The 24,576-nt window shown below is 64.9% G+C and carries 25 protein-coding genes; 20 read left to right on the top strand and 5 right to left on the bottom strand.

Going from position 1 to position 24,576, the window contains the following annotated elements; genetic code table 11:
- Positions 1 to 726, bottom strand: a complete 726-nt coding sequence (rph, locus tag CMN27_RS14210) for a ribonuclease PH (protein WP_366515462.1) — start codon at positions 724 to 726, stop codon at positions 1 to 3.
- Positions 727 to 862: 136 nt separating this feature from the next.
- Here rph and CMN27_RS14205 point away from each other — a divergent pair, with 136 nt between their 5' ends.
- The 8 genes from CMN27_RS14205 to CMN27_RS14170 all read left to right on the top strand — a co-directional run bounded on the left by CMN27_RS14205 (position 863) and on the right by CMN27_RS14170 (position 10,214).
- The gene (locus tag CMN27_RS14205; RefSeq protein WP_293627472.1) at positions 863 to 1,726 is read left to right on the top strand and encodes a YicC/YloC family endoribonuclease; all 864 of its coding nucleotides are present in this window, start codon (positions 863 to 865) and stop codon (positions 1,724 to 1,726) included.
- 7 nt (positions 1,727 to 1,733) lie between these two features.
- Entirely contained in the window at positions 1,734 to 2,342 is a 609-nt protein-coding gene (gene gmk / locus CMN27_RS14200) for a guanylate kinase (RefSeq protein WP_293627471.1), read from the top strand.
- A gap of 75 nt (positions 2,343 to 2,417) precedes the next feature.
- The gene (rpoZ, locus tag CMN27_RS17485) at positions 2,418 to 2,735 is read left to right on the top strand and encodes a DNA-directed RNA polymerase subunit omega (RefSeq protein WP_353176659.1); all 318 of its coding nucleotides are present in this window, start codon (positions 2,418 to 2,420) and stop codon (positions 2,733 to 2,735) included.
- Positions 2,736 to 2,888: 153 nt separating this feature from the next.
- On the top strand, positions 2,889 to 5,051 hold the full coding sequence (locus CMN27_RS14190; protein ID WP_293627470.1) for a bifunctional (p)ppGpp synthetase/guanosine-3',5'-bis(diphosphate) 3'-pyrophosphohydrolase: 2,163 nt from the start codon (positions 2,889 to 2,891) through the stop codon (positions 5,049 to 5,051).
- A 76-nt stretch (positions 5,052 to 5,127) separates the two neighbouring features.
- Positions 5,128 to 5,523, top strand: a complete 396-nt coding sequence (locus tag CMN27_RS14185) for a RidA family protein (protein ID WP_293627469.1) — start codon at positions 5,128 to 5,130, stop codon at positions 5,521 to 5,523.
- Positions 5,501 to 7,633 carry an ATP-dependent DNA helicase RecG gene (gene recG / locus CMN27_RS14180; protein ID WP_293627468.1) on the top strand — a complete coding sequence of 711 codons (2,133 nt, stop codon included), beginning with the start codon at positions 5,501 to 5,503 and terminating at the stop codon, positions 7,631 to 7,633. The genes CMN27_RS14185 and recG overlap by 23 nt, the downstream gene beginning before the upstream one ends.
- Positions 7,634 to 7,658: 25 nt before the next feature.
- The gene (locus CMN27_RS14175) at positions 7,659 to 8,033 is read left to right on the top strand and encodes a hypothetical protein (RefSeq protein WP_293627466.1); all 375 of its coding nucleotides are present in this window, start codon (positions 7,659 to 7,661) and stop codon (positions 8,031 to 8,033) included.
- A 213-nt stretch (positions 8,034 to 8,246) separates the two neighbouring features.
- Positions 8,247 to 10,214, top strand: a complete 1,968-nt coding sequence (locus CMN27_RS14170) for a hypothetical protein (protein WP_293627464.1) — start codon at positions 8,247 to 8,249, stop codon at positions 10,212 to 10,214.
- Between the two features lie 27 nt (positions 10,215 to 10,241).
- On the opposite strand, the gene corA is transcribed toward CMN27_RS14170, so the two are convergent.
- Together corA and CMN27_RS14160 are read right to left on the bottom strand one after the other, a co-directional pair.
- A complete protein-coding gene (corA, locus tag CMN27_RS14165) occupies positions 10,242 to 11,348 on the bottom strand; it encodes a magnesium/cobalt transporter CorA (RefSeq protein ID WP_293627462.1) in 1,107 nt (368 codons plus the stop codon).
- 59 nt (positions 11,349 to 11,407) lie between these two features.
- Positions 11,408 to 12,112 carry a ComF family protein gene (locus CMN27_RS14160; protein WP_293627460.1) on the bottom strand — a complete coding sequence of 235 codons (705 nt, stop codon included), beginning with the start codon at positions 12,110 to 12,112 and terminating at the stop codon, positions 11,408 to 11,410.
- Between the two features lie 70 nt (positions 12,113 to 12,182).
- On the opposite strand from CMN27_RS14160, the gene bioB reads away from it, so the two are divergent.
- From bioB to CMN27_RS14120, 8 genes are all read left to right on the top strand, one after another.
- Positions 12,183 to 13,244, top strand: coding sequence for a biotin synthase BioB (gene bioB / locus CMN27_RS14155; RefSeq protein ID WP_366515460.1), 1,062 nt, complete (start codon positions 12,183 to 12,185; stop codon positions 13,242 to 13,244).
- Positions 13,241 to 14,431, top strand: coding sequence for an 8-amino-7-oxononanoate synthase (gene bioF, locus CMN27_RS14150; RefSeq protein WP_293627458.1), 1,191 nt, complete (start codon positions 13,241 to 13,243; stop codon positions 14,429 to 14,431). Before bioB ends, bioF begins: the two co-directional genes overlap by 4 nt.
- Positions 14,428 to 15,213 (top strand): pimeloyl-ACP methyl ester esterase BioH, encoded by a 786-nt coding sequence (bioH, locus tag CMN27_RS14145; RefSeq protein WP_293627456.1) that lies wholly within the window; start codon positions 14,428 to 14,430, stop codon positions 15,211 to 15,213. The genes bioF and bioH overlap by 4 nt, the downstream gene beginning before the upstream one ends.
- Complete coding sequence (gene bioD / locus CMN27_RS14140) at positions 15,210 to 15,893, top strand: dethiobiotin synthase (RefSeq protein ID WP_293627454.1); 684 nt, start codon at positions 15,210 to 15,212, stop codon at positions 15,891 to 15,893. Before bioH ends, bioD begins: the two co-directional genes overlap by 4 nt.
- Positions 15,894 to 15,957: 64 nt before the next feature.
- Complete coding sequence (locus CMN27_RS14135; protein ID WP_293627453.1) at positions 15,958 to 16,476, top strand: DUF2244 domain-containing protein; 519 nt, start codon at positions 15,958 to 15,960, stop codon at positions 16,474 to 16,476.
- A 9-nt stretch (positions 16,477 to 16,485) separates the two neighbouring features.
- Complete coding sequence (coxB, locus tag CMN27_RS14130; protein ID WP_293627452.1) at positions 16,486 to 17,913, top strand: cytochrome c oxidase subunit II; 1,428 nt, start codon at positions 16,486 to 16,488, stop codon at positions 17,911 to 17,913.
- A 34-nt stretch (positions 17,914 to 17,947) separates the two neighbouring features.
- Complete coding sequence (gene ctaD / locus CMN27_RS14125) at positions 17,948 to 19,579, top strand: cytochrome c oxidase subunit I (protein ID WP_293627451.1); 1,632 nt, start codon at positions 17,948 to 17,950, stop codon at positions 19,577 to 19,579.
- A 221-nt stretch (positions 19,580 to 19,800) separates the two neighbouring features.
- Positions 19,801 to 20,679: a cytochrome c oxidase subunit 3 gene (locus CMN27_RS14120; RefSeq protein WP_293627450.1), complete on the top strand. Its 879-nt coding sequence runs from the start codon at positions 19,801 to 19,803 to the stop codon at positions 20,677 to 20,679.
- Positions 20,680 to 20,774: 95 nt separating this feature from the next.
- Here the strand turns inward: CMN27_RS14120 and CMN27_RS14115 are convergent, their stop codons facing one another.
- Positions 20,775 to 20,981 carry a twin transmembrane helix small protein gene (locus tag CMN27_RS14115; protein ID WP_293627448.1) on the bottom strand — a complete coding sequence of 69 codons (207 nt, stop codon included), beginning with the start codon at positions 20,979 to 20,981 and terminating at the stop codon, positions 20,775 to 20,777.
- A 63-nt stretch (positions 20,982 to 21,044) separates the two neighbouring features.
- Between CMN27_RS14115 and CMN27_RS14110 the strand changes: the two genes are divergently transcribed.
- Genes CMN27_RS14110 through cyoE form a run of 4 tightly spaced genes read left to right on the top strand, consistent with a single transcriptional unit; the run spans position 21,045 to position 24,223 of the window.
- Entirely contained in the window at positions 21,045 to 21,722 is a 678-nt protein-coding gene (locus CMN27_RS14110) for an SURF1 family protein (RefSeq protein ID WP_293627446.1), read from the top strand.
- Entirely contained in the window at positions 21,719 to 22,291 is a 573-nt protein-coding gene (locus tag CMN27_RS14105) for a hypothetical protein (protein ID WP_293627444.1), read from the top strand. Before CMN27_RS14110 ends, CMN27_RS14105 begins: the two co-directional genes overlap by 4 nt.
- A gap of 14 nt (positions 22,292 to 22,305) precedes the next feature.
- A complete protein-coding gene (locus CMN27_RS14100; protein ID WP_293627442.1) occupies positions 22,306 to 23,310 on the top strand; it encodes a COX15/CtaA family protein in 1,005 nt (334 codons plus the stop codon).
- The gene (cyoE, locus tag CMN27_RS14095) at positions 23,303 to 24,223 is read left to right on the top strand and encodes a heme o synthase (RefSeq protein WP_293627441.1); all 921 of its coding nucleotides are present in this window, start codon (positions 23,303 to 23,305) and stop codon (positions 24,221 to 24,223) included. Before CMN27_RS14100 ends, cyoE begins: the two co-directional genes overlap by 8 nt.
- On the opposite strand, the gene CMN27_RS14090 is transcribed toward cyoE, so the two are convergent.
- Positions 24,224 to 24,553, bottom strand: coding sequence for a YqcC family protein (locus CMN27_RS14090; protein ID WP_293627439.1), 330 nt, complete (start codon positions 24,551 to 24,553; stop codon positions 24,224 to 24,226).
- Positions 24,554 to 24,576 lie beyond the last annotated feature (23 nt).

Here is a 24,576-nt window from a genome sequence, read left to right as displayed (position 1 = left end):
CTAACCTTCGCGGGCCGCGCGCTGGGCCTGGATGAGCTCACCAATGCCTTTTTCGGCGTGGCCGAGCAGGGCATCCAGCTCGCTGCGGGCAAAGGCATGGCCTTCGGCCGTGCCCTGGATCTCGACGAAGCCGCCGGCCTCGTTCATGACCACGTTCATGTCGGTTTCGGCCTGCGAATCTTCGGCATAGTCCAGATCGAGCACCGGCATGCCGTTGTAGATGCCGACCGACACGGCCGCGATCTGGCCATGAATCGGGCTGCTCTTGAGTTTGCCGGCCTTGACCAGCGAATCCATGGCATCGACGAGGGCGACATAGCCACCGGTGATCGACGCAGTGCGGGTGCCGCCATCGGCCTGGATTACGTCGCAGTCGATAGTGACGGTACGGGCCCCCAGCGCGTTCATGTCGACAACGGCGCGCAGGCTGCGCCCGATCAGGCGCTGGATTTCGACGGTCCGGCCGCCCTGTTTGCCGCGGGCGGCTTCACGGCCATTGCGGCTGCCGGTCGCGCCCGGCAGCATGCCGTATTCGGCGGTCAGCCAGCCGCTGTTCTGACCGCGCAACCACGGCGGCACGCGCTCTTCCACGCTGGCGGTGCAGATCACCTTGGTATCGCCGAAGCTCACCAGTACCGAGCCGGCGGCATGTTTGGTGAAATGGCGTTCGAAGCGGACGTCGCGTAGTTCGTCGGCGGCGCGTGCGCTGGGTCGCGTGGTCAAGATCGGGCCTTTGGTCGTCGGTAAACTGGCCGTGCAGTGTAACAGCGTGCTGCTATGGCCATGCTGCAGCCCAGCGTGACCGCATACGGCTGTGCGATACTGCGCGGCTTGCCATATCGATGACGACCACGGACAGTCCATGACCCGGAGCATGACCGGTTTCGCGCGCAGCCAGGCCCAGGGCGACTGGGGCGAAGTGGTATGGGAGCTGCGCAGCGTCAATCACCGCTATCTCGATATTCACCTGCGCCTGCCGGACGCGCTGCGCGCGCTGGAGCCGTCGATTCGCGAGGCCGTGGCGCGGGTGGTGTCACGCGGCAAGGTGGATATCGGCGCCAAGCTCGTCACCACCGACGATACCCAGGCAATCGAGATCGATGAGCAGCGTCTAGCGGCCCTCGGCGAAGCGCTGTCGCAGGTGCGCTCGACGGTGATTGACTGCCGAGCGCCGGACGCGCTGCGACTGTTGACCTATCCGGGCGTGCAGCGCGAGCGCGAGCCGGACACCGATGCCATCCAGCGCGAAGCACTGGCGGCATTGAACGACGCGCTCGACCAGCTGCAGTCCATGCGCGAGGACGAGGGCGGGCGGCTGGCCCGGATGCTGGTCGAACGCGCACGCCAGATTCGCGAGCATGCCGATGCCGCCGCCGAGCGTGTGCCCGAGGCACGCAATGCCTGGTACGACAAGATGCGCGCCCGCCTGGCCGAGCTGGATACGGAAGCCGACCCCGCCCGTGTCGAGCAGGAACTGATCTTCACCGCCCAGCGCATGGACGTGGCCGAGGAAATCGATCGCCTGCACAGCCATGTCGAGGCGCTTGAGAAAGCGTTGGAGAAAAAGGAGCCGATCGGTCGGCGGCTGGATTTTCTCATGCAGGAATTCAACCGCGAGGCGAACACGCTCGGCTCGAAATCGCAGGACGCGCAGCTCACCGCCCATGCGGTCGAGATGAAGGTGCTCATCGAGCAGATGCGCGAACAGGTTCAGAACATCGAGTAGGGCACCCGTGAACGATTGCCAAAGCCAACGCCGCGGACAGCTGTACGTAATCTCCGCACCTTCGGGCGCGGGCAAGACCAGCCTCACCCATGCCGTTATTGAACGCCTGGCCGCACGTGGCCGCAAGGCCCGGTTTTCGGTGTCCTACACCACCCGCGCGGCACGGCCCGGCGAGGTTGACGGCGAGGACTATCACTTCGTATCGGTGGCCGACTTCGAAGCCATGATCGCAGTCGGCGCCTTTCTGGAACACGCGCGGGTATTCGATCGTTATTACGGCACTTCGGCAGCCGAGACCGAACGCTGGCTCGCCCACGGCCAGGACGTCGTGCTGGATATCGACTGGCAGGGGGCGCGCCAGGTGCGCGCACGCAACGCGGATGTGGTCAGCATCTTCATCCGGCCACCGTCGCGTGAAGAGCTGGAGCGGCGCCTGCGCTCGCGGGCTTCGGACGACGACGCCCAGATTCAGCGCCGGCTGGCCGAAGCCGACGACGAGCTCGCCCGCGCCGACGAATACGATCATCAGATCGTCAACGACGTGTTCGACGACGCCGTGGACGCGCTCGAACAGATCTTCTTGGCCACCGACCCGAGCGACCACGGCGAATCGTAGCCAGACAGGGCTGGCCGATGCGCGCGCGCATGGTTATACTGCGCGGTTTGCCACCCTCGTCGCGAGAGTATCGTCATGGCCCGAGTTACCGTCGAAGATTGTCTTGAGCACGTCAACAACAAGTTCGAACTGGCCACGATCGCGGCCAAGCGCGCCCGCCAGCTGGCACGCGGCGCCAACGCCCGCCTGCCCTGGGAGGACGACAAGCCCACTGTGATGGCACTGCGCGAGATCGCTGCCGGCGAAGTCACCATCGCCATTCTTGACGAGCCGGACCTGCCGCCGGTGAGCACCGGCATGGATGCGCCGCAGCCTGCCGAGCCAAGCGAGGACGAGCTGGAAGCCGAAGGCGAGAAGAAAGCCGCCAAACCCGCGGCCGACGCCGACGAATAATGGCGTCGCCGGGCGGCTGCGCTCGGCAGCAACGCGATCGAAGGGCCGCTGGCGACAGCGGCCCTTTTTATTGGTCGCCATGAATTTCTGCCGCGGCTCGGCCGTTATAGCGACATGGTCGTCAAAACGGCGTTTTAGCAGTAGTCTTGGATCATGGAATTGACCAGCGGTATCAATCGGCTGCAGACGCGTATCCGGACCTCGCGTATTTCGCGGGAGTTCGGTATCGATACGCTTGCCGAGCATCTGGAAGGCTATCTGCCGGAGCCGGCGATCGCGCGGGTGCGTGCCGCCTATGAGTTCGGCGAGCACCAGCACCGCGGTCAGTTCCGCAAGACCGGCGAACCCTATATCTACCACCCGCTGGCGGTGGCCCGGATTCTGGCCGAGATGCGGCTGGACGCCACCACGCTGATCGCAGCGATTTTGCACGACGTCATCGAAGATACCGACGCCGCCCGCGAAGAGGTGGCCCGGCGCTTCGGCAAGGAAGTGGCCGACCTCGTCGACGGCGTCAGCAAGCTCGACAAGGCCCAGTTCCATAGCCGCGAGCAGGCCACCGCGGAGAGTTTTCGCAAGCTGATGCTGGCGATGACGCGCGATATTCGCGTCATTCTGGTCAAGCTGGCCGATCGCCTGCACAACATGCGCACGCTCGAGGGCATGACCGCGAAAAAGCGTGCCTCGATCGCCCGTGAAACGCTCGAGATCTATGCCCCCATCGCACGGCGGTTGGGCATCAACAGCATGCGCCAGGAGCTCGAGGAACTCGGCTTCAAGAACATGTATCCGCGCCGCTACGAGGTGTTGCGCCGGGCCAGTCAATCGGTGACCGGCGATCGACGCAGCCTGCTGCGCGAGATCGAGGAAACGCTGTCGCGCGCGCTGGCGGCCGAGGGCATCGGCGCCATCGTCAAGGGCCGGCGCAAGAATCTTTACAGCATCTATCGCAAGATGCGCGAAAAGCATCGCCGCTTTCTCGATGTGTTCGACCTCTACGGCGTGCGCGTGATCGTCGACGCGGTGGACGAATGCTACCGCGGGCTGGGCATCGTGCATCACCGCTACCGCCCGATTACCGAACAGTTCAACGACTTCATCGCCAACCCCAAGCTCAACGGCTATCAGTCGCTGCATACCACCGTGATGGCACGCGGCGGGATCAAGTTCGAAGTCCAGATTCGTACCCGCGAAATGGATCAGATTGCGGAATCCGGTATCGCTGCCCACTGGCAGTACAAGCTGGGTGAGAAGGCGGGCAAGCTCGGCAACCTCGATGCCGAGGAATGGCTGGCCCATCTGGCCGAGATGCACGAGGGCGAGCGCGATTCGCTGCGCTTTGTCGACAACCTGCGCATGGACCTGTTTCCCGACGAGGTCTATGTGTTCACGCCCAAGGGCCAGATCATCCGGCTGGCCAAGGGCGCGACCTGTGTCGACTTTGCCTATGCGGTGCACACCGAACTCGGCGATCGCTGCGTGGCCGCGCGTATCGAAGGTCATCTGGCGCCGCTCAACAGCCAGCTTCAGTCCGGGCAGACGGTGGAGATCATTACCGCCAAGCACGCACGGCCCAACGCCGCCTGGCTGCATTTCCTCAAGACCGCGAAGGCGCGCACCGGGGTACGCAACTTCCTCAAGAACCAGCGCGAAGACAAGGCCCAACGGCTGGGCGAGCGTCTGCTGGACAAGTCGCTAAGCGATTTGGGCTTGTCGCTGCGCCGGCTGTCGCGTTCGGATATCGACCGCGGCCTGGCAGAAATGGGCGAGCCCAGTCTGCCTGCGCTGTATGCCGCAATCGGTCTGGGCCAGCGGCTGGCGCCGCTGGTCGCACGGCATTTTCTGGCCGGCGACGCGCCGGTGGCCAAGGGGCGGCGGGCCAAGCCGCTGGCCGTGGAGGGCACCGAAGGGTTGGTGGTCGAATTCGCCAAGTGCTGTCATCCGGTACCCGGCGACGCGATTCACGGCCAGGCCAGCCTCGGCCGCGGTCTGGTGGTGCATCGCTTCGGGTGTGCCTATTCCACCCGCAAGGGCTCCTCGGCCGATCGCGTGGAGCTGACCTGGGCGGATAACGTTACCGGCGAATACGACGTCGAGTTGCGTGTAACCGCCTCGAACAAGCGCGGGCTTCTGGCCACACTCACCGCCAAGTTCGCCGACGCCGACTGCAATATCCAGAACATCATGTTCCCGGAAAGCAGCGGTGCGCTGATCACCATCCGGTTTCTGATCGACGTGCGCGATCGCCACCATTTGGCCAACATCATCCGCCGGCTGCGGCGTATCAACGCCGTCGAGCGGGTGGAACGCAGCTAGGCTTGGCGAGCAGGGCTGCCGCGCAGCGACGCGGCTATGGGACAATGCCGGTCAGGCTTTTCAACCGTGTAACGTCATGATCCAACCTGCCACCCATCAAATCATCAAGACCGAAGAAGCGCCGGGTGCGATCGGCGCCTACTCGCAGGCCGTGCAAGCCGGCGACACGGTCTATATCTCGGGCCAGATTCCGCTCGATCCGGCCACCGGCGACCTGATCGACGGCGATATCGAAGCCCAGATCGAACGCGTCTTCGACAATATCGAAGCCGTGGCACGGGCAGCCGGCGGTACTTTCGCCCACGTGGTGAAGTTCACCATCTATCTGACCGACATGGACAACTTCGGCGCCGTGAACACGGTCATGGAGCGCAAGCTGGCCAAACCCTATCCGGCGCGTGCCGCCGTGGGCGTGGCTGCATTGCCCAAGGGCGCTGCCGTAGAGGCCGATGCCATCCTCGTGCTCGGCTGACAGGGCCGCGACAAAAAAGCGCTATAGCGCGGGCGATTCCTGCCAACGTCTGAACGGCGTTGGCCCCAAGCTCGTCGACAAGCTCGCCACGCTGGGTATCGCCAGCATCGGCGATGTGCTGCTGCATCGTCCGTTGCGCTACGAGGATCGTAGCCGGGTCACCCCCGTCAGCGAGATGATGGCGCAGGGGCTGCCGGTGGTGGCCGTCGTTCGGATCGAGGCCGCCGAGGTACGCCACGGCCGTCGGCGCAGCCTGCTGGTGAGTACCACCGACGGCCAGGCGCGCCTGTGGCTGCGCTTCTTTCATTTCGCCCCGGCCCAACAGGCCCGGCTGGTGGCCGGCACCTGGCTGCGCGTGTTCGGCGAGCCGCGGGCCGGCGTGTACGGCCTGGAGATCGTGCATCCCGAGTACCAGATCGTCGATGACGCGGCCGCCGGCCATGACTTCACCCCGGAGCTGCGGGCGGTCTACCCGGCGACGGCCGGGGTTACCCAGCCGCGGCTGCGCGATATGGCCGATCAGGCGCTGGCCCTGCTGGATACGCCGGGCTTCTGGCCGGATGTGCTGCCTGTCGACCTGAGCCGCGAGCTGGCGGCGGCCGGGGTCGATATCGATATCGCCGATGCGCTGCGCTGTATCCATCGACCCACGCCGGGCGAGGACCTGGCCGCGCTGATTGAGGGGCGGCACCCGGCCGTGACCCGGCTGGCCTTCGAGGAACTGCTGGGCCATCAGCTGGGGCTGCGCAGCCGGCGTCGCCAGGTCAAGACCGAACGCGCGCCGGTGCTTGGCGATGCCGGTCGTGGTCTGGCGCCCCTGTTCGAGCAGCTGGGTTTTTCGCCCACCAACGCCCAGCGACGGGTCATTGGCGAAATTCTGGCCGACATGGCCGTTGCCCATCCCATGCTGCGACTGATCCAGGGCGATGTGGGCTCGGGCAAGACCGTGGTCGCGGCGGCTGCCGTGCTGACCGCGATCGAGAATGGCTGGCAGGCCGCCTTCATGGCGCCCACCGAGCTGCTGGCCGAACAGCACTATGCCAATCTGGCCGGCTGGCTGGAGCCGCTGGGGGTGACGGTACGGCTGGTGACCGGCCGCCGCCGCCGCGACGATGCGCTGCTCGCCCCCATTCGCGACGGCGAGCCGGTCGCGGTCGTGGGCACCCATGCCCTGTTTCAGGCCTCGCTGGACTTCGGGCGCCTGGGACTGTGCGTGATCGACGAACAGCATCGCTTCGGCGTGGATCAGCGTCTGGCCCTGCGGAACAAGGCCGCGGCCGGTGGGCTGACTGCCCATCAGCTGATCATGACCGCCACGCCCATCCCGCGCACGCTGGCGATGAGCGCCTACGCCGATCTGGATACGTCGGTAATCGACGAGTTGCCGCCGGGGCGTACGCCGGTGGTGACCGTGGCCGTGCCCAATACGCGTCGCGACGAAGTGGTCGAACGTATCGGCCGCGCGGTCGCCGACGGACGCCAGGTCTACTGGGTGTGTACGCTCATCGAGGCCAGCGACAAGCTCGAGGCCCAGGCCGCCGAAGCCGCGGCCGAAGCGTTGTCCGAGGCCCTGCCGGGCGTTCAGGTTTCGCTGGCCCACGGTCGCATGAAGGCCACGGCCAAGCAGAAGGCCATGCAGGCCTTCAAGGCCGGGGCGATTGACGTGCTGGTCGCCACGACCGTGATCGAGGTAGGCGTGGACGTGCCCAATGCCTCGCTGATGATCATCGAAAACGCGGAACGACTCGGCCTGGCCCAATTGCACCAGCTGCGCGGGCGCGTGGGGCGCGGCTCGGTGGAAAGTCATTGTGTGCTGCTCTACCAGCCGCCGCTGTCGGAAACAGCGCGCAAGCGCCTGTCCGCCCTGCGAGAAACAGGCGACGGTTTTGCCATCGCCCGGGCCGATCTGGAGCTTCGCGGGCCGGGCGAGGTGCTGGGTACCCGCCAGACCGGAGCGGCGAGTTTTCGTATCGCCGATCTGGTGCGCGACGGGGTCTGGGTCGAGAAGGCGCTGGCCGCGGCCGACGACGTGCTGGCCTATCACCCCCGCGAAGCCGCCACGCTCATCGAGCGCTGGGCCGGCGGGCGCGGCGGCTATGCCGGCGTCTGACAACGAACGGCAGACGCAGTGACGCATGAAACTCAGCCGGCCGCGTTCAAGCGACGACTTGATAGGGAAAAGGCGACTGCGTTTCATCCATACCCGAAAACCGCTGATCCACGGATTGCGCCGATTGATTGATCGCGCCGGCGTGGGGCGGGTGATCGACTGCGTTGGCGCCGTGGGTGGGGTGGTATTAGCGAAAAGGAACAGTCCGCAGATCGACGCAGATCACACAGATCAAAGGCAGGAAATCCTGATCGTTCGTCGTCGCCTGGCGCATGCGTCCGGTGCTCCTGCTCGTCTGCGAAATCTGCGAAATCTGTGGTTCCTCTTGAAGAACGGAGCCGCCGGGCAGGTCAACCAACGAAGCCGCCCCACATCGGTGCCCCCTGCGGACTACCTATGAGTGCGGCGCAAACGTCAGAGCGGCCGGATTTCGCGCGCTCTGTCTTGCGCACTGCTCGCGTATCTTCGCGTTCATTGCCGGACACACTGCGTGCTTGAACACGGCCAAATGCGTTTCATACATAATCGAGGCGACAGATAGGCTAGCGCATGGGCCATCAGCGCCTGCTGCCGCTACTGAACTCCAACCGTATCGAGACCGGAAAAGCCTGGCGTGAAACTGCTCGTTCGTCTACGTAATCTGCTTCAGTTCCAGCTCGAACAGTTCATGCTGCGGGGCGTGCTTTCGCGGCTGCTGGTCATCGCCTGTGCGATGGTGCTTATTGCCGTAAGCGCCGGGCTGCTTGTCTACAACCTGCCGCATATCGGCGAGGCCGGCGAAGAGGGGGATCCCGGCTCTGCGATCTGGTGGGCGTTTCTACGGCTGACCGATTCCGGCTATCTCGGCGACGACGAAGGCCCGCTGCTGCGAACGGTATCGACCACGCTGACCATACTGGGCGTCGTGCTGTTTGTGGGCGCGCTGATCGCCACCATGACCCAGTGGCTTGACGACACCATCGAAACGCTCGAAGCCGGCTATACGCCGATCGCCAAGAATAACCATATCCTCATCCTGGGCTGGAGTAGCCGGACCGCGGGCATGGTCGAAAACCTCATGCAGTCGCAGGCGCGGGTGAAGCGTTTTCTGGACCGGCACGGCGGGGGGCGGCTGCATATCGTGATCCTGGCCGAGCGGGTCAACACCGGCATGGCTCAGGAGCTCAAGGATCGGCTGGGCCGCCGCTACGACGCCCGGCGTATCACGCTGCGCTCCGGCACGCCCCTGCGTGCCGATCATCTGCGCCGCGTCGATTTCGAGCATGCGGCCGCGGTTATTCTGGCCGGCCGCGAGTTCGACAGTGACGGGGGCGGCGACGAAGCGACCATCAAGACGTTAATCAACGCCAACGGCAGCAGCGAAGACGACCTGCCGCTGGTGGTGGCGGAAATATTCGACGCCAACCACCTGGGCACGGCGGCCCGGGCCTATGCCGGCGAAGCGGAGGTGATCGGCGCCGGGCGCATCGTCGCCCGCCTGCTCGCTCAGAACGCCCGTAATCGTGGCCTGTCCTGGGTCTATGGTGAATTGCTCAACGGCAGGGATGAACAGATCTTCGTGCGCGAATGCCCGAGTCTGGTAGGCGAACGCCTGGTCGACGTGGCCGGCTGTTTCGACAAGGCGGTGCTGCTCGGGGCGGCGCGCGATGGGGCGCTCATTCCGGTGCATCGCGAGGATGACGAGCGCGTTCGCGACGGCGATCGACTGGCGTTCATTGCCCGGGCCTTCGATGATTGTGCGCCCACCGGCGCGCCGGAGGCGGTGGTCACGGCCAGCCCGGTCGAGCGCCGCGAGCGGGCCGCTCGCAACCGCGGGCATCGACGCGTGCTCGTGCTGGGGTGGAACCGCAAGCTGCCATCGCTGCTGGCGGAGTTCGAAGCCTATCGCCGGGAAAGTGTGACCATCGACGTGTTCTCGCTGCGCCCGATCGCCGAGCGCGAAACGCTGCTGGCCCGCCAGGGGGTCGGGTTCTCGCATGCGAGCGTGCGCCAGATCGAGGGCGATTTCACCTCTTATCACGATCTCGGTCGGCTCTCACTTGCCGACTACGACAACATCATTCTGCTGGCCAGCGACTGGCTGGGCTCGGCCGAGGCCGCCGATGCACGCATGGTAATGGGCTATCTGGTGCTGGCCCGCCAGCTGGAAAAGGTCGAGCAGCCACCTTTCACCCTGGTCGAAACCATGTCCGCTGAGAACGCGGCGTTGTTCGACGCCCCCCATGTCGAGCGCCTGATTTCGCCAGCCATCCAGTCCAGCCTGTTGACCCAGGTCGCGCTACGCCGCGAACTGCACTGGGTGATGGAGGAGCTCTTCGGTGCGGGCGGCGCCGAAGTGGTATTTCGCGACGCGTCCCGTCTGGGCTTTGTGGGTGGCGACGAGAGTTTTGAAACGCTGCGCCGGGCCCGTGCCAGCGAAGACGAAATTCTGCTCGGCGTCATGCGTGGCCCGGAAACGGCGCAGCCGCGGCTGCAGCTCAACGTGCGCGATAAACACGCCCCACTCAACCTCAAGGCCGGGGACGAACTGGTGGTGCTGGCGGTGCCGGCTGCGTCGCTGAGCGGGGCTGAGGTGGGTTGACGCGAGCCTTTCTTGTGACGACAGGCCCTAGAGCCAGCGCCTGCGCCGAAAGAACACGAGCATGGCCACCACCAGCGCGCCCATGAGCCCGAGTACGATCGGATAGCCGTAGCGCCAGCCCAGCTCCGGCATGTTCCAGGGGCTGGCGGTATCGAAGTTCATGCCATAGAGCCCGACGATGAACGACAGCGGCATGAACACGGTGGCGATAAGCGTGAGCACGCGCATGATGTCGTTGAGCCGCATGGAGGCCAGCGACAGATGCGTATCCAGCAGCGCGCCGGTGGCATCGTGATAGCTGTCGATGAGGTCCACCACGCGACGGGCATGATCCTGCATGTCGCGGATATAGGGCCGGTTTTCGATATGCAGCGCCGGGTGATCGCTGGTCAGCCAGCGCTGGATCATCTCGTGCTGGGCACGCAGCGTCTTGCCGAGCGTGCTCAGGGCACGGCGCAGGTCGTGGATGGTGCCGATCATGTTGTGCCTGCGCGTTTCGAATATCTCGTCTTCAAGGCGATCGAGGCGCTCGCCGTAGGCGGCGACAACGTCGAACCCGCTATCGACCACGACATCGGCCAGGGCATGACCCAGATGCTCGGCACGGGCGCTGCTTTCGCCCAACGTGATCGGGTCGCTCGCCAGGTGCTCGCGCACCGGGGCGAACAGATCGTGCCGGCCGGCATGAAAGCTCAGTACGAAGCCGTCGCCGATGAACAGGCTCACCTGTTCGATCGTCAGCCGTGTGTCGGGCTGGCCGCGGGCACCCGAGGTCGGGATCACCGGCAGCGCGAGCGTAATGAAGACCAGGTTGCGATAGGGGTCGAGCTTGGGCCGCTGGCCGTGGTTGTGCACATCTTCCAGGGCGAGCGGATGCAGGTGAAAGCGCTCGCCCAGGCGGGTGAGGTCCGCCGACGGCAAGTCGCCCTCGAAATGCAGCCAGTGCAGCGTGCTGTCCTCGGCCAGGGCAGCGAGCGCCTCATCGAGCGTGGCGGCGGTGTGCTCGCGGGTTGGCTGGCCTGCATCGAGCGACAGCGCATGAATGGTCAGCGCGTCACCGGTATCGGCATGCTCGACGAGGGCGCCGGGGCGTGTGCCCGGCTTGGGGTGGCGGATACGGATATGACGCAGCATGGCCTAAAGCCTTCAACGCCGCTGTGCGCGCGTCAAGCGCCAGAGTTCATGCAAGCCGGCTAGGCACGTGCGACCGCATACAGATCCACGCGGCGCGCGCCCGCGTGACGCAGGCAGGCGGCCAGCGCGCGCGCCGTATGGCCGGTGGTAACCACGTCGTCGACGATGGCGACATGGGCATCGCCCAGGTCGCGATCGCATGCAAAGGCGTTGCGCACATTGGCACGGCGCGCGCTCGCGGCCAGCGTGCTCTGGCGCTCGGTGGCCAGACGTCGTTCGATGCCGCCGACCGCGATTGGCACCGCCAGCGGCTCGGCGAGCCGGCGGGCGATGCGCTCGGCCTGATTGAAACCGCGTTTGCGCAGATTGCTCGGGTGCAGGGGCACGGGCACCAGCCAGTCGGGGCGAGGGCTGTCGACCGCGCTGATGCGCTCGGCCAGCAGATCGCCCAGCAGTCGCGCATGCGGCATACGCGCACCGAATTTAAGTCGGGTGACCAGCCAGTCCGCCGGTGGGCGATAGTGCAGAGCCGCGATGGCCCGATCTGCGAGCGGGCGCTTTCGGCAATCCGGACAGACGCGGTCAGCGGCCAGCTCCGATAGCGCCAGCGCGCAGTGTTGGCAGGCCGCCTGCAACCAGGGCAGCTCGGCCTTGCAGTCGGCACAGATATCCTGCGTCAAGGGTGCCGGCGCATGGCATAGCACGCAGGCGGGCCCGAGCAGGGCCGATTGTATGCTTTTTGACCATCTGTAAAGGAAAGGCATGTTTCCAGCTTGACAGGGGGTGGCCGTTGACCAACCCTTTCCGCTCTTACATTTGTGAGTCGATACTGCCATGACCGAATCTGCGGATACCGCCGTTCTTCGCCACGACTGGCGCGCCGACGAGGTGCAGGCCTTGTTCGCGCTGCCGTTCGCGGACCTGATTTATCGCGCACAGAGCGCTCACCGTGCGCATTTCGATGCCAACGCGGTGCAGTTGTCGACCCTCATGTCGATCAAGACCGGCGCCTGTCCCGAAGACTGTGCCTATTGTCCGCAGAGCGTGCGCTTCGATACCGGGCTCGAGCGCGAGGCCCTGCTGCCACTGGAACAGGTACGAGACGCGGCCCAGCGCGCACGCGCCGCCGGTGCCACGCGCTTTTGCATGGGCGCAGCCTGGCGCAGCCCCAAGGATCGCGACCTGGAAAAGGTCATCGACATGGTGCAGGCGGTCAAGGATGAAGGTCTGGAGACCTGCGTGACGCTGGGCATGCTCAAGGCCCGTCAGGCCGAGAAGCTCAAGGCCGCCGGGCTCGACTACTACAACCACAATCTGGATACCTCGCCCGAGTATTACCAGGACATCATCACCACGCGCACGTATGAAGACCGGCTGGATACGCTCGGCCATGTGCGCGATGCGGGCATCAAGGTCTGCTGCGGCGGCATCGTCGGCATGGGCGAAACACCGCTGGATCGCGCCGAGCTGCTCTGCCAGCTGGCGAACCTGCCCGAACACCCGCAGAGCGTGCCGATCAACAACCTGGTGCAGGTCGAAGGCACGCCCCTGCACGGGGTCGACCCCATCGACGAGCTGGACTTCGTGCGCACCATCGCCGTGGCCAAGATCATGATGCCGGCCTCCTATGTGCGGCTCTCCGCCGGGCGCGAACAGATGTCGGAGGCGACCCAGACGCTGTGCTTCCTCGCCGGCGCGAACTCGATCTTCTACGGTGATCAGCTGCTGACCACCTCGAACCCCGCGCATCTCAAGGACCTGGCCCTGCTCGAAAAGCTCGGCATGAAGCCCGAGGCTTCACCCAAATACACCGATATCGCGGTCGGGCAGGCGCCCAGCGCCGATGCCGCGCCGCGGGGCTGCCGGCAGGCGAGCGAAAGCGCCGCCGTATCGTGAGCCCCACGCTCGCATCCTATTGCCATGAACGGGTGGCGGCGGTGCGCGCGGCCGAGCGCTTTCGGCGACGGAGGGTGATCGAAGGCGCGCATGCACCGGTGGTGGTTGCCGACGGCCAGCGCTGCGTGAATTTCTGCAGCAACGACTATCTGGGATTGGCCGCCGAACCGGCGCTGGCACAGCGCATGGCCCGGGCGGGCGAACGCCTGGGTACCGGCAGCGCTGCCTCGCAGCTGGTGACCGGCCATAACGCCGAGCATGCCGCGCTCGAAGCAGAACTGGCCGACTGGGTTGGCCGTGAACGCGCGCTGGTTTTTTCGACCGGCTATGCGGCCAATGTGGGCGTGGTGAGTGCGCTGATGACCCGCGGGGATCATATCGTGGCCGACGCGCTCAATCATGCATCGTTGATCGACGGCGCACGACTGTCCGGTGCGCACAAGCATGTCTATCGCCACGGCGATGCCGCCGACGCGGCGGTCAAGCTGGCCGCCTGCGAGACGGGCAATCGGCTGCTGATCACCGACAGCGTGTTTTCAATGGACGGCGATACGGCCCCGCTGTGTGCCTTGGCCGAGACTGCCCAGGCGCAGGGTGCCTGGATGGCGGTCGACGATGCCCATGGGCTGGGCGTATTCGGTGCCCAGGGCGCCGGGCGGGTGGCCGAGGCCGGTCTGGGCAGCAATCGGGTGCCGCTGCTGCTGGCAACGCTGGGCAAGTCGGTGGGCGCGGCCGGCGCCTTCGTGGCCGGCGACGATGTGGTCATCGAAGCGATTCTGCAAAGCGCGCGTTCGCTGATCTTTTCCACCGCGCCGCCGCCGGCCGTGGCCGCCGCCGCGCGTGAAGGCGTGGCGTTGGCCCGTGCCGGTGATTATCGTCGTGGCCATCTCATGGGGCTGATCGAGCGCTTTCGCCAGGGCGCGGTCGAGCTCGGGCTGCCGATCGAACCATCGGACAGCCCCATTCAGCCGCTGCTGCTGGGTGGCGAAGCCCAGGCCGTAGCGGTCAGCAATGCCCTGCTGGCCCGGGGGGTTCTGGTCGGTGCGATTCGTCCGCCCACCGTGGCGCCCGGCACGTCGCGGCTACGCATCACCTTGACCGCGGGTCATGACGAGGCACAGGTCGATGCCTTGCTGGGCGCGCTCGCCGCGGTGCTGCCCGCGGCCGACAGCCGGCGTAGCGCATGAGTTTGCATATCCAAAGCGTGGGTACACAGGGCCCGGATATCGTCTTTCTGCACGGCTGGGGTCTGTCGGCACGCATCTGGGAATCGCTGGCGGGGCGGTTGAAGAACCGTTTTCGTTGTCATCTGGTGGATTTGCCCGGCCATGGCGAAAGCCCGGCCGGCGCGACCGGGCTCAACAACTGGCTCGATGCCGTGGTGGAGCGGATTGATCGACCGGCGGTTTTCGTCGGCTGGTCGCTGGGCGGTCTCATCGCCCTGGGAGCGGCGCGTCGCTATCCCGAACGCCTGCAGGGGCTGGTGCTGGTGGCCACCCTGGCGCGCTTCATTCGTGAGCGCGGCAACGACTACGGCATGAAGCAAAGCGCCATCGAAGCGACCCGGCGGGGCCTGAGCGAGGATTTTTCGACCACGTTGAGCGAGTTTCTGATGCAGCAGGTACTCGGCGAGCCGGGGGCGGCCCGCGCGGTGCGCAGCCTGCGCAACGACCTCATGGACCAGCCGCCGGCCCAGGAGGCGCTCGAACGCGGACTGGATATTCTTTTCGAGGCGGATTTCCGCGATGCGCTGGGCGATATCGAGGCGCCGGCGTTGGTCATCGCTGGCGCGCGCGATCGCATGGCCCATCCTGATGGCATGGCCGCCATGGCCGATGCAATGCCCAACGCCCAGTTCTGGCGCGTGGAGCGGGCCGCGCATGCGCCGTTCATCTCGCACGAAAAACCGTTCGCTGACCGGCTGGCTACGTTCGTGGATGCCTGCGTGCAGGGCGGGCAGGCCGGATGACGGCACAAACGCTGTTCGTGACCGGCACCGATACCGGTATCGGCAAGACGCGTATCGCGGTCGCCCTGCTGCACGGGCTGCGGGCCGCGGGTTTTTCGGCGGTGGGTTACAAGCCGGTGGCCAGCGGCTGCGAGGCCACCTCCGCCGGTCTGCGCAACGAGGATGCCCTGGCGCTACAGGCCGCGAGCACGCCGGGGTGGGACTACGGCGCCATCAATCCGATCGCGCTTGCCGAGCCCATTGCCCCGCATATCGCCGCGGCCGAGGCGGGGGTGACGATTGATACCGAGGTGCTCGATGACGGCCATGCACGCCTGGCGGCCGCCAGCGACTGGGTCGTGGTCGAAGGCGCGGGCGGCTGGCATGTACCGCTGCGCGCCCGTGTCGATTTCGCCGACTGGGTGGGTGGCCACGGATGGCCGACGCTGCTGGTGGTCGGCATGCGTCTGGGCTGTGTGAATCATGCCGTGCTCAGCGCTCGTGCGATCGCCGCCGCCACGCCATTCATCGGCTGGATAGCGAATACGCTGCCGCCGATCCAGCCGCGGCTGGAAGAAAATATCGCCTGCCTGGAGCAGGCGATCGCCGCGCCTCTGTGCGCCCGTGTGGCCTGCGATGCGCGCGCCGATCTCGCGCTGAATCCCGCGCCGTGGTTCGTGCGTATGAACAGGCGTGAATGAAGGCTGAATCGTTTGCCAGCACAATAGCGCTTCGCATAAACTCTCGGCCGGAGGACACGGCGGGATGTCGAGTCGATACGAAATCACCGAACCCATGCGCCGGTTGGTCATCGCCCCGAACGGGTCGTTGTCGGTCGCACAGGCGCAATGGTTTTTTCTCGGCATGTGTAGCGTGTCATTCGGTATCGCGGCCTTCATGACAGTGTTCGGTTTATGGCTGATATGGCCGTTCGCCGGGCTGGAAATGGCCGCGCTTGGGGCAGGTCTCTACCTGAGTTTGCGCGACAACGGTTACCGCGAGGTCATATCGGTATACGAGGATCGTATCGAGGTCGAAGCCGGCCTCAACGAGCCCGAGCGGCGTTGGGAGTTTCCGCGCCTGCTGACCCAGGTCCGGCTGAGTCCGGGCGTGTATCGGAACAGTCCGTCACGCTTGCTGTTGACCCGTCATGGCCACGGCTGTGAACTGGGTCGCTGCCTGAGCGAGGAAGAACGGGAGAAGGTTGCCCAGAGGCTGAAGTCGTGGGTGACCGCGCCGCAGCTGTCGTCATCGCGCGACGATAGCCGGCAACGTGTTTTATAGAGAGCGATTATGAATAAAATCAGCATTCTGTCTCGATCGGGCCTGGTCGCGCTGGGGGCGTTGGCCATGTCGCCGGCACACGCGGCGTGGACGCTCAACATGAACGAGGGCGTCACCGATCTGACCAGCAAGGTCTTCGGCCTGCACATGCTGATTTTCTGGATCTGCGTGGTCATCGGCATCGGCGTGTTCGGCGTGATGCTCTATTCGGTGATCGTGCATCGCAAGTCGCGCGGCTTCGAGGCATCGCATTTTCACGAGTCGACGGTGGTGGAAATCGCCTGGACGATCGTGCCCTTCATCATTCTGATCGCGGTCGCGATCCCGGCCGCCGGCACGCTGCTCCAGATCGAGGATTCCAGCAATCCCGACATGACGATTCGTGTGACCGGCCATCAGTGGCTCTGGGAATACGACTACGTTGATGCCGACGTGCATTTCTTCAGCCGTCTCGACCGCGATAGCGACAACGCGCGTCGACTCAACTCCGGTATCGACCCGAATACGGTCGACAACTATCTGCGCAACGTCGACAACCCGATGGTGGTGCCGGTCGATACCAAGGTGCGCCTGCTGCTGACCGCGAGCGACGTCATCCATTCCTGGTGGGTGCCGGAACTGGGTGGCAAGAAGGACGCGATTCCGGGCTATATCAACGATATGTGGTTCCAGGCGAACAAGACCGGCGTTTATCGTGGGCAGTGCGCCGAGCTGTGCGGCCGCGGCCACGCCTTCATGCCGATCGTGGTCAAGGTGGTCTCGCAGAGCGATTACGACGCCTGGGTGCGTGAGCAGGGCGGCAACCCGAATTCCGACTCCGAGCTGGCCACCGGTCAGCCGAGTACCAACGAGGCCAATGCCGAGGCACAGACGTCGGCCGACGAAAGCGCGACCGCCGGCAACGCCACCGAGGCGCGTACCGAGGACGGCAGCACCAACGATCCGCAGGCCGCCGAAGAGAGCATTGTCGGCACCGGCGAATCCAACAACGAAGGCGCCGACGACGCCGACCAGCGCGAGGCCGAGGCTTCCGATGATCGCGGTTCGCCGAAGGTGCCGGATCCGGACGAGCAGGATCAATCCTCCGCCGACGATAGCGAGCAGGACGGCTCGGCCGCTACGGGTGACGAAATGCCGCGCGATGCGCTGATGAGCCAGGGCAAGGAAGTCTACGGCAACCTTTGCGCCGCCTGTCATCAGCCCGATGGCAGCGGCATGCCCGCGGCGGGCTTCCCGGCCATGAAGGGAAGTGCGGTCGCCACCGGCGATATCAATACGCACATCGGCCAGATCCTCAATGGCAAGGGCGCGATGCCGCCTTACAAGGGCACGCTCGACGACAAGCAGATAGCGGCGGTTGTGACGTATGAGCGCAACGCATTTGGTAACGATACCGGCGACGTGGTGCAGCCTTCCCAGGTTGCGGCGCAGCGATAAGTAGACCGCCCGCACGGCGGTTCAGGAGTTTGCGATGAGCACTGTCAATCCGACTGATACCCACCACGATCATCACGATCACCACCACGGCCCGGTCACTCTGGCCGACGGCGTGTGGCCGTGGATGAAGCGTTGGATCGGTACGACCAACCACAAGGATCTGGGTACGCTGTACCTGATCTTTTCGTTCACCATGCTGTTTATCGGCGGCCTGATGTCGCTGGTGATCCGTGCCGAGTTGTTCGCGCCGGGCATCCAGTTCGTCGACCCCGGTTTCTATAACGAGATGATCACCCTGCATGCGCTGGTGATGATCTTTGGTGGCGTCATGCCCGCCTTCGTGGGCCTGGCCAACTGGATGGTGCCGATGATGATCGGCTGCTCCGATCTGGCGCTGCCACGCGTGAACAACTGGGGGTTCTGGATTCTGCCGTTCGCGTTCACCATGCTCCTGGGTACGTTGTTCGTCTCCGGCGGTGCGCCGGCCTCGGGCTGGACCATGTACCCGCCGCTGGTCATGCAGACCGGTAATGCCTTGCCGCTGATGGTATTCGCCATCCATCTGGCCGGTATTTCGTCCATCACCGGTGCCATCAACATCGTGGTCACCATCCTGAACATGCGTGCGCCGGACATGCCGCTGCTCAAGATGCCGCTGTTCGTGTGGACCTGGCTGATCACTGCCTACCTGCTGATCGCGGTGATGCCGGTGCTGGCGGGTGCGGTCACCATGATCCTGACCGACCACTTCTTCGGTACCACCTTCTTCGACGCGGCCGGCGGCGGTGACCCGGTGCTGTTCCAGCATATCTTCTGGTTCTTCGGTCACCCCGAGGTCTACATCATGATTCTGCCGGCCTTCGGCATTGTCTCCACGATCATCCCGGCCTTTGCGCGCAAGCCGCTGTTCGGGCATGACTCGATGGTGTACGCCGTGGCCTCGATCGCCTTTCTGTCGTTCATCGTCTGGGCGCATCACATGTTCACCGTGGGCATGCCGGTCTCGGCCGAACTGTTCTTCATGTTCGCGACCATGCTCATCGCCGTGCCCACGGGCGTGAAGGTGTTCAACTGGGTTGCCACCATGTGGCGCGGCTCGATGACCTTCGAAACGCCGATGCTGTTCGCGCTGGGCTTCGTGGTGCTGTTCACCATCGGCGGCTTTTCCGGGCTGATGCTCGCGCTCACCCCCGTGGACTTCCAGTACCACGACTCCTACTTCGTGGTGGCCCATTTCCACTACGTGCTGGTGCCGGGCGCGATCTTCTCCATCATCGCTGCGATCTACTACTGGATTCCGAAGTGGACCGGCGTGATGTACAACGAAAAGCTCGGTCAGTTCCACTTCTGGTGGAGCGCGATCTGGATCAACGTGCTTTTCTTCCCGCAGCACTTCCTGGGTCTGGCCGGCACGCCGCGTCGTATTCCCGACTACGCCACCCAGTTCACCGATTTCAACGTGATTTCGTCGATCGGTGCGCTGATGTTCTTCCTCGGGCAGTTCGTGTTCATCTACAACATGATCATGTGCATGCGCGGCTCGGGTAAGAAGGCCACGGGTCGCGTCTGGGAAGGCGCGCGCGGGCTCGAGTGGACGGTGGCCTCGCCGGCGCCGTACCACACCTTCGAGCAGCCGCCGAAGATCGACCCGCGCGAGCTGGCGTAAGCGGGCGGGCTGCTCGACATGTCGCCCAAGCGCAAGAACGCGCTGCTCGCGATCGCCCTCGCGGGCATCGCGGTCGGCGTGTATGTCGCCTTCTTCTTCGAGATGGCGGCCCGCTAGCCGAAAGTAGTCAGGGGAGAGGGGCGCGCTGCGGCGTGCCCTGCAACGGCCGAGCCCGTAGAGCGGGTGCAAGGCAGCAAGAATAGAAGCAAGGACCGATCGTTATGGCCACGCATACCAGCGAACACCACAAGTATTACGTACCGGAACCGTCGCCGTGGCCGTTCATGCTCACGGTCGCACTGTTTCTCATGCTGGGCGCCGCCGGCTTCTGGCTGAATGGCCATACCGGGGTGGCGCCGTATATCGCTGCCATCGGCCTGGCCATGGTGCTCGTCATGGTGTTCATCTGGTTCCGTGACGTGGTGCACGAGAACCGCACCGGCGCCTACGGCGTACAGGAAGACCGCACCTATCGCTACGCGATGATGTGGTTCATCTTCTCGGAAGTGATGTTCTTCGCCGCATTCTTCGGCGCGCTGTTCTATACCCGCATGATCGCGCTGCCCTGGCTGAACGGCGAGGGCGAGAAGTTCTTCACCAACGTCTACCTGTGGCCCCAGTTCGAAGGCGCCTGGCCCACCAACGGCCCGGGCAATATCGGCGGCGAGTTCGAAACCGTCAACGCTTGGCATCTGCCGCTGATCAATACGCTGCTCCTGCTGACCTCGTCGGTGACCATCACCTGGGCGCACTGGGGGCTGAAAGAGGACAATCGCTGGAAGCTGTGCCTGGGCCTTGCCGCCACGGCCGCACTGGGCGCGTTCTTCCTGTATTGGCAGGCGGTCGAATATATCGAGGCCTATCAGCATCTCGGCCTGACCCTGGGTTCGGGTATCTACGGCTCGACGTTCTTCCTGCTGACCGGCTTTCACGGCATGCACGTGACGCTGGGCACGATCATGCTCATCGTCATTCTGCTGCGTTGCCTGAAGGGCCACTTCAGTTCCCACGATCATTTCGGCTTCGAAGCCGTCGCCTGGTACTGGCACTTTGTCGACGTGGTCTGGCTGGGCCTGTTTATCTTCGTCTATATCCTCTGAAGGATTAGCGACGGGGTACGGTCAGGCTGCCGAAAGGCAGCTCTAACCATTGCGGGCGGCCTGCGGGCCGCCCGTCGTCGTTCAGCGGGCCGTGGTTACTGGCCTAGATTGTGCGGCTGTACGATGCCGGTCAGGTAGCCGAGCACCAGTAGCGCGATAAGCGCCAGGGACAGGCTGATCCGCCAGGTCAGTGCCTTGACCGTGCGTCTGGTGTCGCCGCTGTCGCGTACGAGAAACACCAGCCCCGAGGCCAGGGCCGCGATGATGGCGAACAGGAACACAACGATGAAAATCTTGACCATATGCGGTTAGGGCGCTATCGGTTTGCGCCCCCTTTGTGGGGTTGGGTGATCGTAATCGTCGGCGTGACGGCACTGTCCAGCCTCGGCCTGTGGCAGATCCAGCGCGGCGAGAGCAAGCAGGCGATGCTAGCGCAGCGCCAGGCCGCGGGCAAAAACCCCGCGCATGATTTCATGGCCGCACGGCGTGCCGAGGGCGGGTCAACACCGGCATATGGCCTGCGATACACCGTGACCGGGCGTTTGGATGCGGATCGGCAGGTGCTGTTCGATAATCAGGTGCGCAACGAGCGTATCGGCTACCACGTCTGGACGCCGCTGGTGCTTGAAGACGGCGGTCGGGTCATGGTCGATCGGGGCTGGGTGCCGCTGGGCCCGGGCGGGCGAAGCCAACCCCCCGATCCCGCGGCGCCCACCGGTGAGGTCACGATGGTGGGCGTTTGGCGCGACCTGCCACGCCCGGGCATGCGGCTCGGCGGTGACGGCGTGTGTCAGCTCGAGGGTTGGCCGCGGGTCCTCAACTATCCCGACGTCGAACAGCTGCGCTGCCAGTACGACGGCGATGTGGCCAACGGGCTGTTGCTGCTGGATGAGGCCGACCCGCGCGGGTTTGCCCGCAACTGGCAGAACCAGTTCGAGCAGATGCCACCGGTTCGCCATTTCGGCTATGCGCTGCAATGGTTCGCCATGGCGCTGGCGGTGGCCGTGATCTTCGTGGTTCTCAACACAAGGCGTATTCGATGACGACACAGACACGCGCCCGTCTCAAGCTTATCGGCGTGATGATGGTTTTCGTGGGTCCGCTCGCGCTGGCCTATCTGCTCTACTACGGCCTGTCGTACGGCGGGGCGGGCACCAACGGTGGAACCTTGATCGACCCGGCCATGCGGGTGCCCGACGTCACCCTGACTGATGCGGCCGGCAACACGCAGCCGGGCGGCGCGCTGTTCGAACAGAAATGGACGATTCTGCAGGTCGCGCCGGGCGGCTGCGAAGCCGCATGCATCGAATCGCTGAAGGAAACGCGCCAGATTCGTGCGCTGCTGCATCGGCGCGCGACCCGCGTGCAGCGCATTCTGCTTACCGATGCCTCCACGCTGCCGGATATGCCGGAACAGCCCGACCTGAGTCTGTATCGCGCGCCGCTGGACGAATTCAGCGCCATGTTCGAAAGCCAGGACGCGGCGACCCCGGGCACGGTGTATCTGATCGATCCGCTGGGCAACTGGATGCTTTACTATCCGCCCGGCGGTGACGGCTCGGCGCTGTTCAAGGACGTCAAGCACCTGCTCAAGCTCTCCCATATCGGTTAGGCCGGGAATCTGCCATGACCCGTTTTCGTCTCAATCTGATCGTGGTCTGTCTGACCTTCGTTGTGATCACCCTCGGCGCGTTTGTGCGCCTGTCGGATGCCGGGCTGGGCTGCCCGGACTGGCCCGGCTGCTACGGCCATCTCGATGTGCCCACGGCAGAGGCCGATGTGGCGCGCGCCAACGAGCGCTTTGCCCATCGCCCCGTGGAAGCGCCCAAGGCCTGGAAGGAGATGATTCATCGCTATGCGGCCGGCGCCCTGGGCCTGCTGATACTGGCGATGGCGCTGCTCACCCTCAAACGCAGCAGCAACCCGCATCAGCAGCGACGACTGCCTTGGGTGATTCTCGCGCTGGTGATATTTCAGGCGCTGCTCGGCATGTGGACGGTGACCCTGCTGCTCAAACCGTTGATCGTGACCGCCCACCTGCTTGGTGGCATGGCCACGTTCGCGCTGCTGGGCTGGTGTCTGTTTCGTGAGGGGGCGCTGTTCCAGGGCTATGCTCTGGCCATGCGCCGAGGCCTGCGTGTTGCCGCGGGCACGGCGCTCGCGCTGCTGGTCGGCCAGATTTTTCTTGGCGCCTGGACCTCGACCAACTATGCGGCCATGGCCTGCCCGGATTTTCCCACCTGTCAGACCTACTGGTGGCCGCCTACGGACTGGTCCACGGCCTTCACCCTCTGGCATGGGCTGGGCATCAACTATGAATACGGCATCCTCGACAGCGTGCCTCGTGCGACCATTCACTGGGCGCATCGACTCGGGGCGGTGGCGATTACCGGGGTCATGCTGGGGCTCGCAGTGCTGCTCTGGCGCCAGGGCCGGGTCGACCGGCGCTGGCGGGCCATGGCGCTGACCCTGGTCGCGGCGCTGGCGCTGCAGGTGACGATCGGCATTTCGGTGGTGGTCTTCCACCTGCCGCTGCCGGTCGCCGTCGCCCACAACGGCGGCGCTGCCCTGTTATTATTGACGCTTATGGCCATCAACCACGCAGTCTGGAAAGCGCGCGATCATGTCTAGCTCCTCCAGCTCAACAACGTTCGACCGTGCGACGCTGTCCCAGCGTCTGTCGGATTACTACGAGCTGTGCAAACCGCGCGTGGTGCTGCTGATCGTGTTCACTGCCATGGTCGGCATGTTCCTGGCCACGCCGGGCATGGTGCCGATTGATGCGCTGCTGTTCGGTACGCTCGGCATCGGCCTGATGGCCGCTTCGGCGGCCGCCGTCAACCAGATGCTCGACCGCAAGGCCGATCAGCGCATGGCGCGCACGCGCAAGCGCCCGCTGGTGACCGGCCATCTGGATATGGCCCAGTCGGCAAGATTCGCGGCCGCGATCGGCCTGCTGGGCATGGCGATCCTGCTCTGGCTGGTCAATCCGCTCACCGCCTGGCTGACGCTGATCACGCTGGTCGGCTATGCCGGTATCTATACGGTCTATCTCAAGCGCGCCACGCCCCAGAACATCGTGATCGGCGGGGCGGCCGGCGCGGCGCCGCCGCTACTGGGCTGGGTGGCGGTTACGGGGAGCGTCGACGCGCACGCGCTGATCCTGTTTCTGATCATCTTCATCTGGACCCCGCCACATTTCTGGGCGCTGGCGATCGAACGCCACCGCGAATATGCGGAAGTGGATATTCCGATGCTGCCGGTGACCCACGGCCTCGAGTACACCCGCACCCAGGTACTGCTCTATACCGTGCTGCTGTTCATCGTCTCGCTGCTGCCGTTCGTGACCGGCATGAGCGGGCCGCTGTACCTGGTCAGCGCGATCGGGCTATCGGGCTGGTTCTTGGTCTACGCGATTCGGCTCAAGTATGCGCCGAAGCCCGGGTTGGCCATGCGGACCTTCGGCTACTCGATTCTTTACCTTATGGCGCTGTTCAGCGCGCTGCTCGTCGACCACTACGTGCCGGCGATCTTCGGGGTCTGATCAGGCCGGGTCCGTGCCGCTGATCGCGCGGTCGAATTCGCGCAGACGATCAACGACCGCCTGTTTGCCCGGCTGCTCGGCCAGCGCTTCTTCTGCCAGCGGCGCGATCGCGCTGGCGCCCGGCAGTTCACCATTGTGTTCGATGATCTCGCGCATGCGCGGTATGAACACGAACTGTAGCCACTCGCTGAAATCCAGCGTATCCGCACAGAACGGCGTACGGCTGGCCATGGCGGCCGGTGAGGGCGCGTTCGCATGCCAGAGATCGGCGGCGCGCATGCTCTGCTCGATCGCTAGCATCAGGTCGGCAAGCTGGTGTAATTGCTTCATCTCGTTTTCAGGCATAAGGGCAG

The sequence above is a fragment of the Salinisphaera sp. genome, assembly GCF_002729955.1.
In the GTDB taxonomy this organism is placed as follows: Bacteria; Pseudomonadota; Gammaproteobacteria; order Nevskiales; family Salinisphaeraceae; genus Salinisphaera.
The sequence above is the reverse complement of the archived record's forward strand: the minus strand, read 5'-3'. Positions and strand labels throughout refer to the sequence as shown.

Coding starts and splice junctions, on each gene's coding strand:
- bioD (WP_293627454.1), top strand. CDS start 15,210: ATGACGGCACAAACGCTGTTCGTGACCGGCACCGATACCGGTATCGGC.
- CMN27_RS14105 (WP_293627444.1), top strand. CDS start 21,719: ATGACGACACAGACACGCGCCCGTCTCAAGCTTATCGGCGTGATGATG.
- cyoE (WP_293627441.1), top strand. CDS start 23,303: ATGTCTAGCTCCTCCAGCTCAACAACGTTCGACCGTGCGACGCTGTCC.
- CMN27_RS14100 (WP_293627442.1), top strand. CDS start 22,306: ATGACCCGTTTTCGTCTCAATCTGATCGTGGTCTGTCTGACCTTCGTT.
- ctaD (WP_293627451.1), top strand. CDS start 17,948: ATGAGCACTGTCAATCCGACTGATACCCACCACGATCATCACGATCAC.
- CMN27_RS14115 (WP_293627448.1), bottom strand. CDS start 20,981: ATGGTCAAGATTTTCATCGTTGTGTTCCTGTTCGCCATCATCGCGGCC.
- CMN27_RS14190 (WP_293627470.1), top strand. CDS start 2,889: ATGGAATTGACCAGCGGTATCAATCGGCTGCAGACGCGTATCCGGACC.
- CMN27_RS14090 (WP_293627439.1), bottom strand. CDS start 24,553: ATGAAGCAATTACACCAGCTTGCCGACCTGATGCTAGCGATCGAGCAG.
- corA (WP_293627462.1), bottom strand. CDS start 11,348: ATGCTGCGTCATATCCGTATCCGCCACCCCAAGCCGGGCACACGCCCC.
- CMN27_RS14135 (WP_293627453.1), top strand. CDS start 15,958: ATGTCGAGTCGATACGAAATCACCGAACCCATGCGCCGGTTGGTCATC.
- coxB (WP_293627452.1), top strand. CDS start 16,486: ATGAATAAAATCAGCATTCTGTCTCGATCGGGCCTGGTCGCGCTGGGG.
- rpoZ (WP_353176659.1), top strand. CDS start 2,418: ATGGCCCGAGTTACCGTCGAAGATTGTCTTGAGCACGTCAACAACAAG.
- bioB (WP_366515460.1), top strand. CDS start 12,183: ATGACCGAATCTGCGGATACCGCCGTTCTTCGCCACGACTGGCGCGCC.
- CMN27_RS14205 (WP_293627472.1), top strand. CDS start 863: ATGACCCGGAGCATGACCGGTTTCGCGCGCAGCCAGGCCCAGGGCGAC.
- CMN27_RS14175 (WP_293627466.1), top strand. CDS start 7,659: ATGAAACTCAGCCGGCCGCGTTCAAGCGACGACTTGATAGGGAAAAGG.
- recG (WP_293627468.1), top strand. CDS start 5,501: ATGCCATCCTCGTGCTCGGCTGACAGGGCCGCGACAAAAAAGCGCTAT.
- CMN27_RS14160 (WP_293627460.1), bottom strand. CDS start 12,112: ATGCCTTTCCTTTACAGATGGTCAAAAAGCATACAATCGGCCCTGCTC.
- bioH (WP_293627456.1), top strand. CDS start 14,428: ATGAGTTTGCATATCCAAAGCGTGGGTACACAGGGCCCGGATATCGTC.
- CMN27_RS14120 (WP_293627450.1), top strand. CDS start 19,801: ATGGCCACGCATACCAGCGAACACCACAAGTATTACGTACCGGAACCG.
- CMN27_RS14185 (WP_293627469.1), top strand. CDS start 5,128: ATGATCCAACCTGCCACCCATCAAATCATCAAGACCGAAGAAGCGCCG.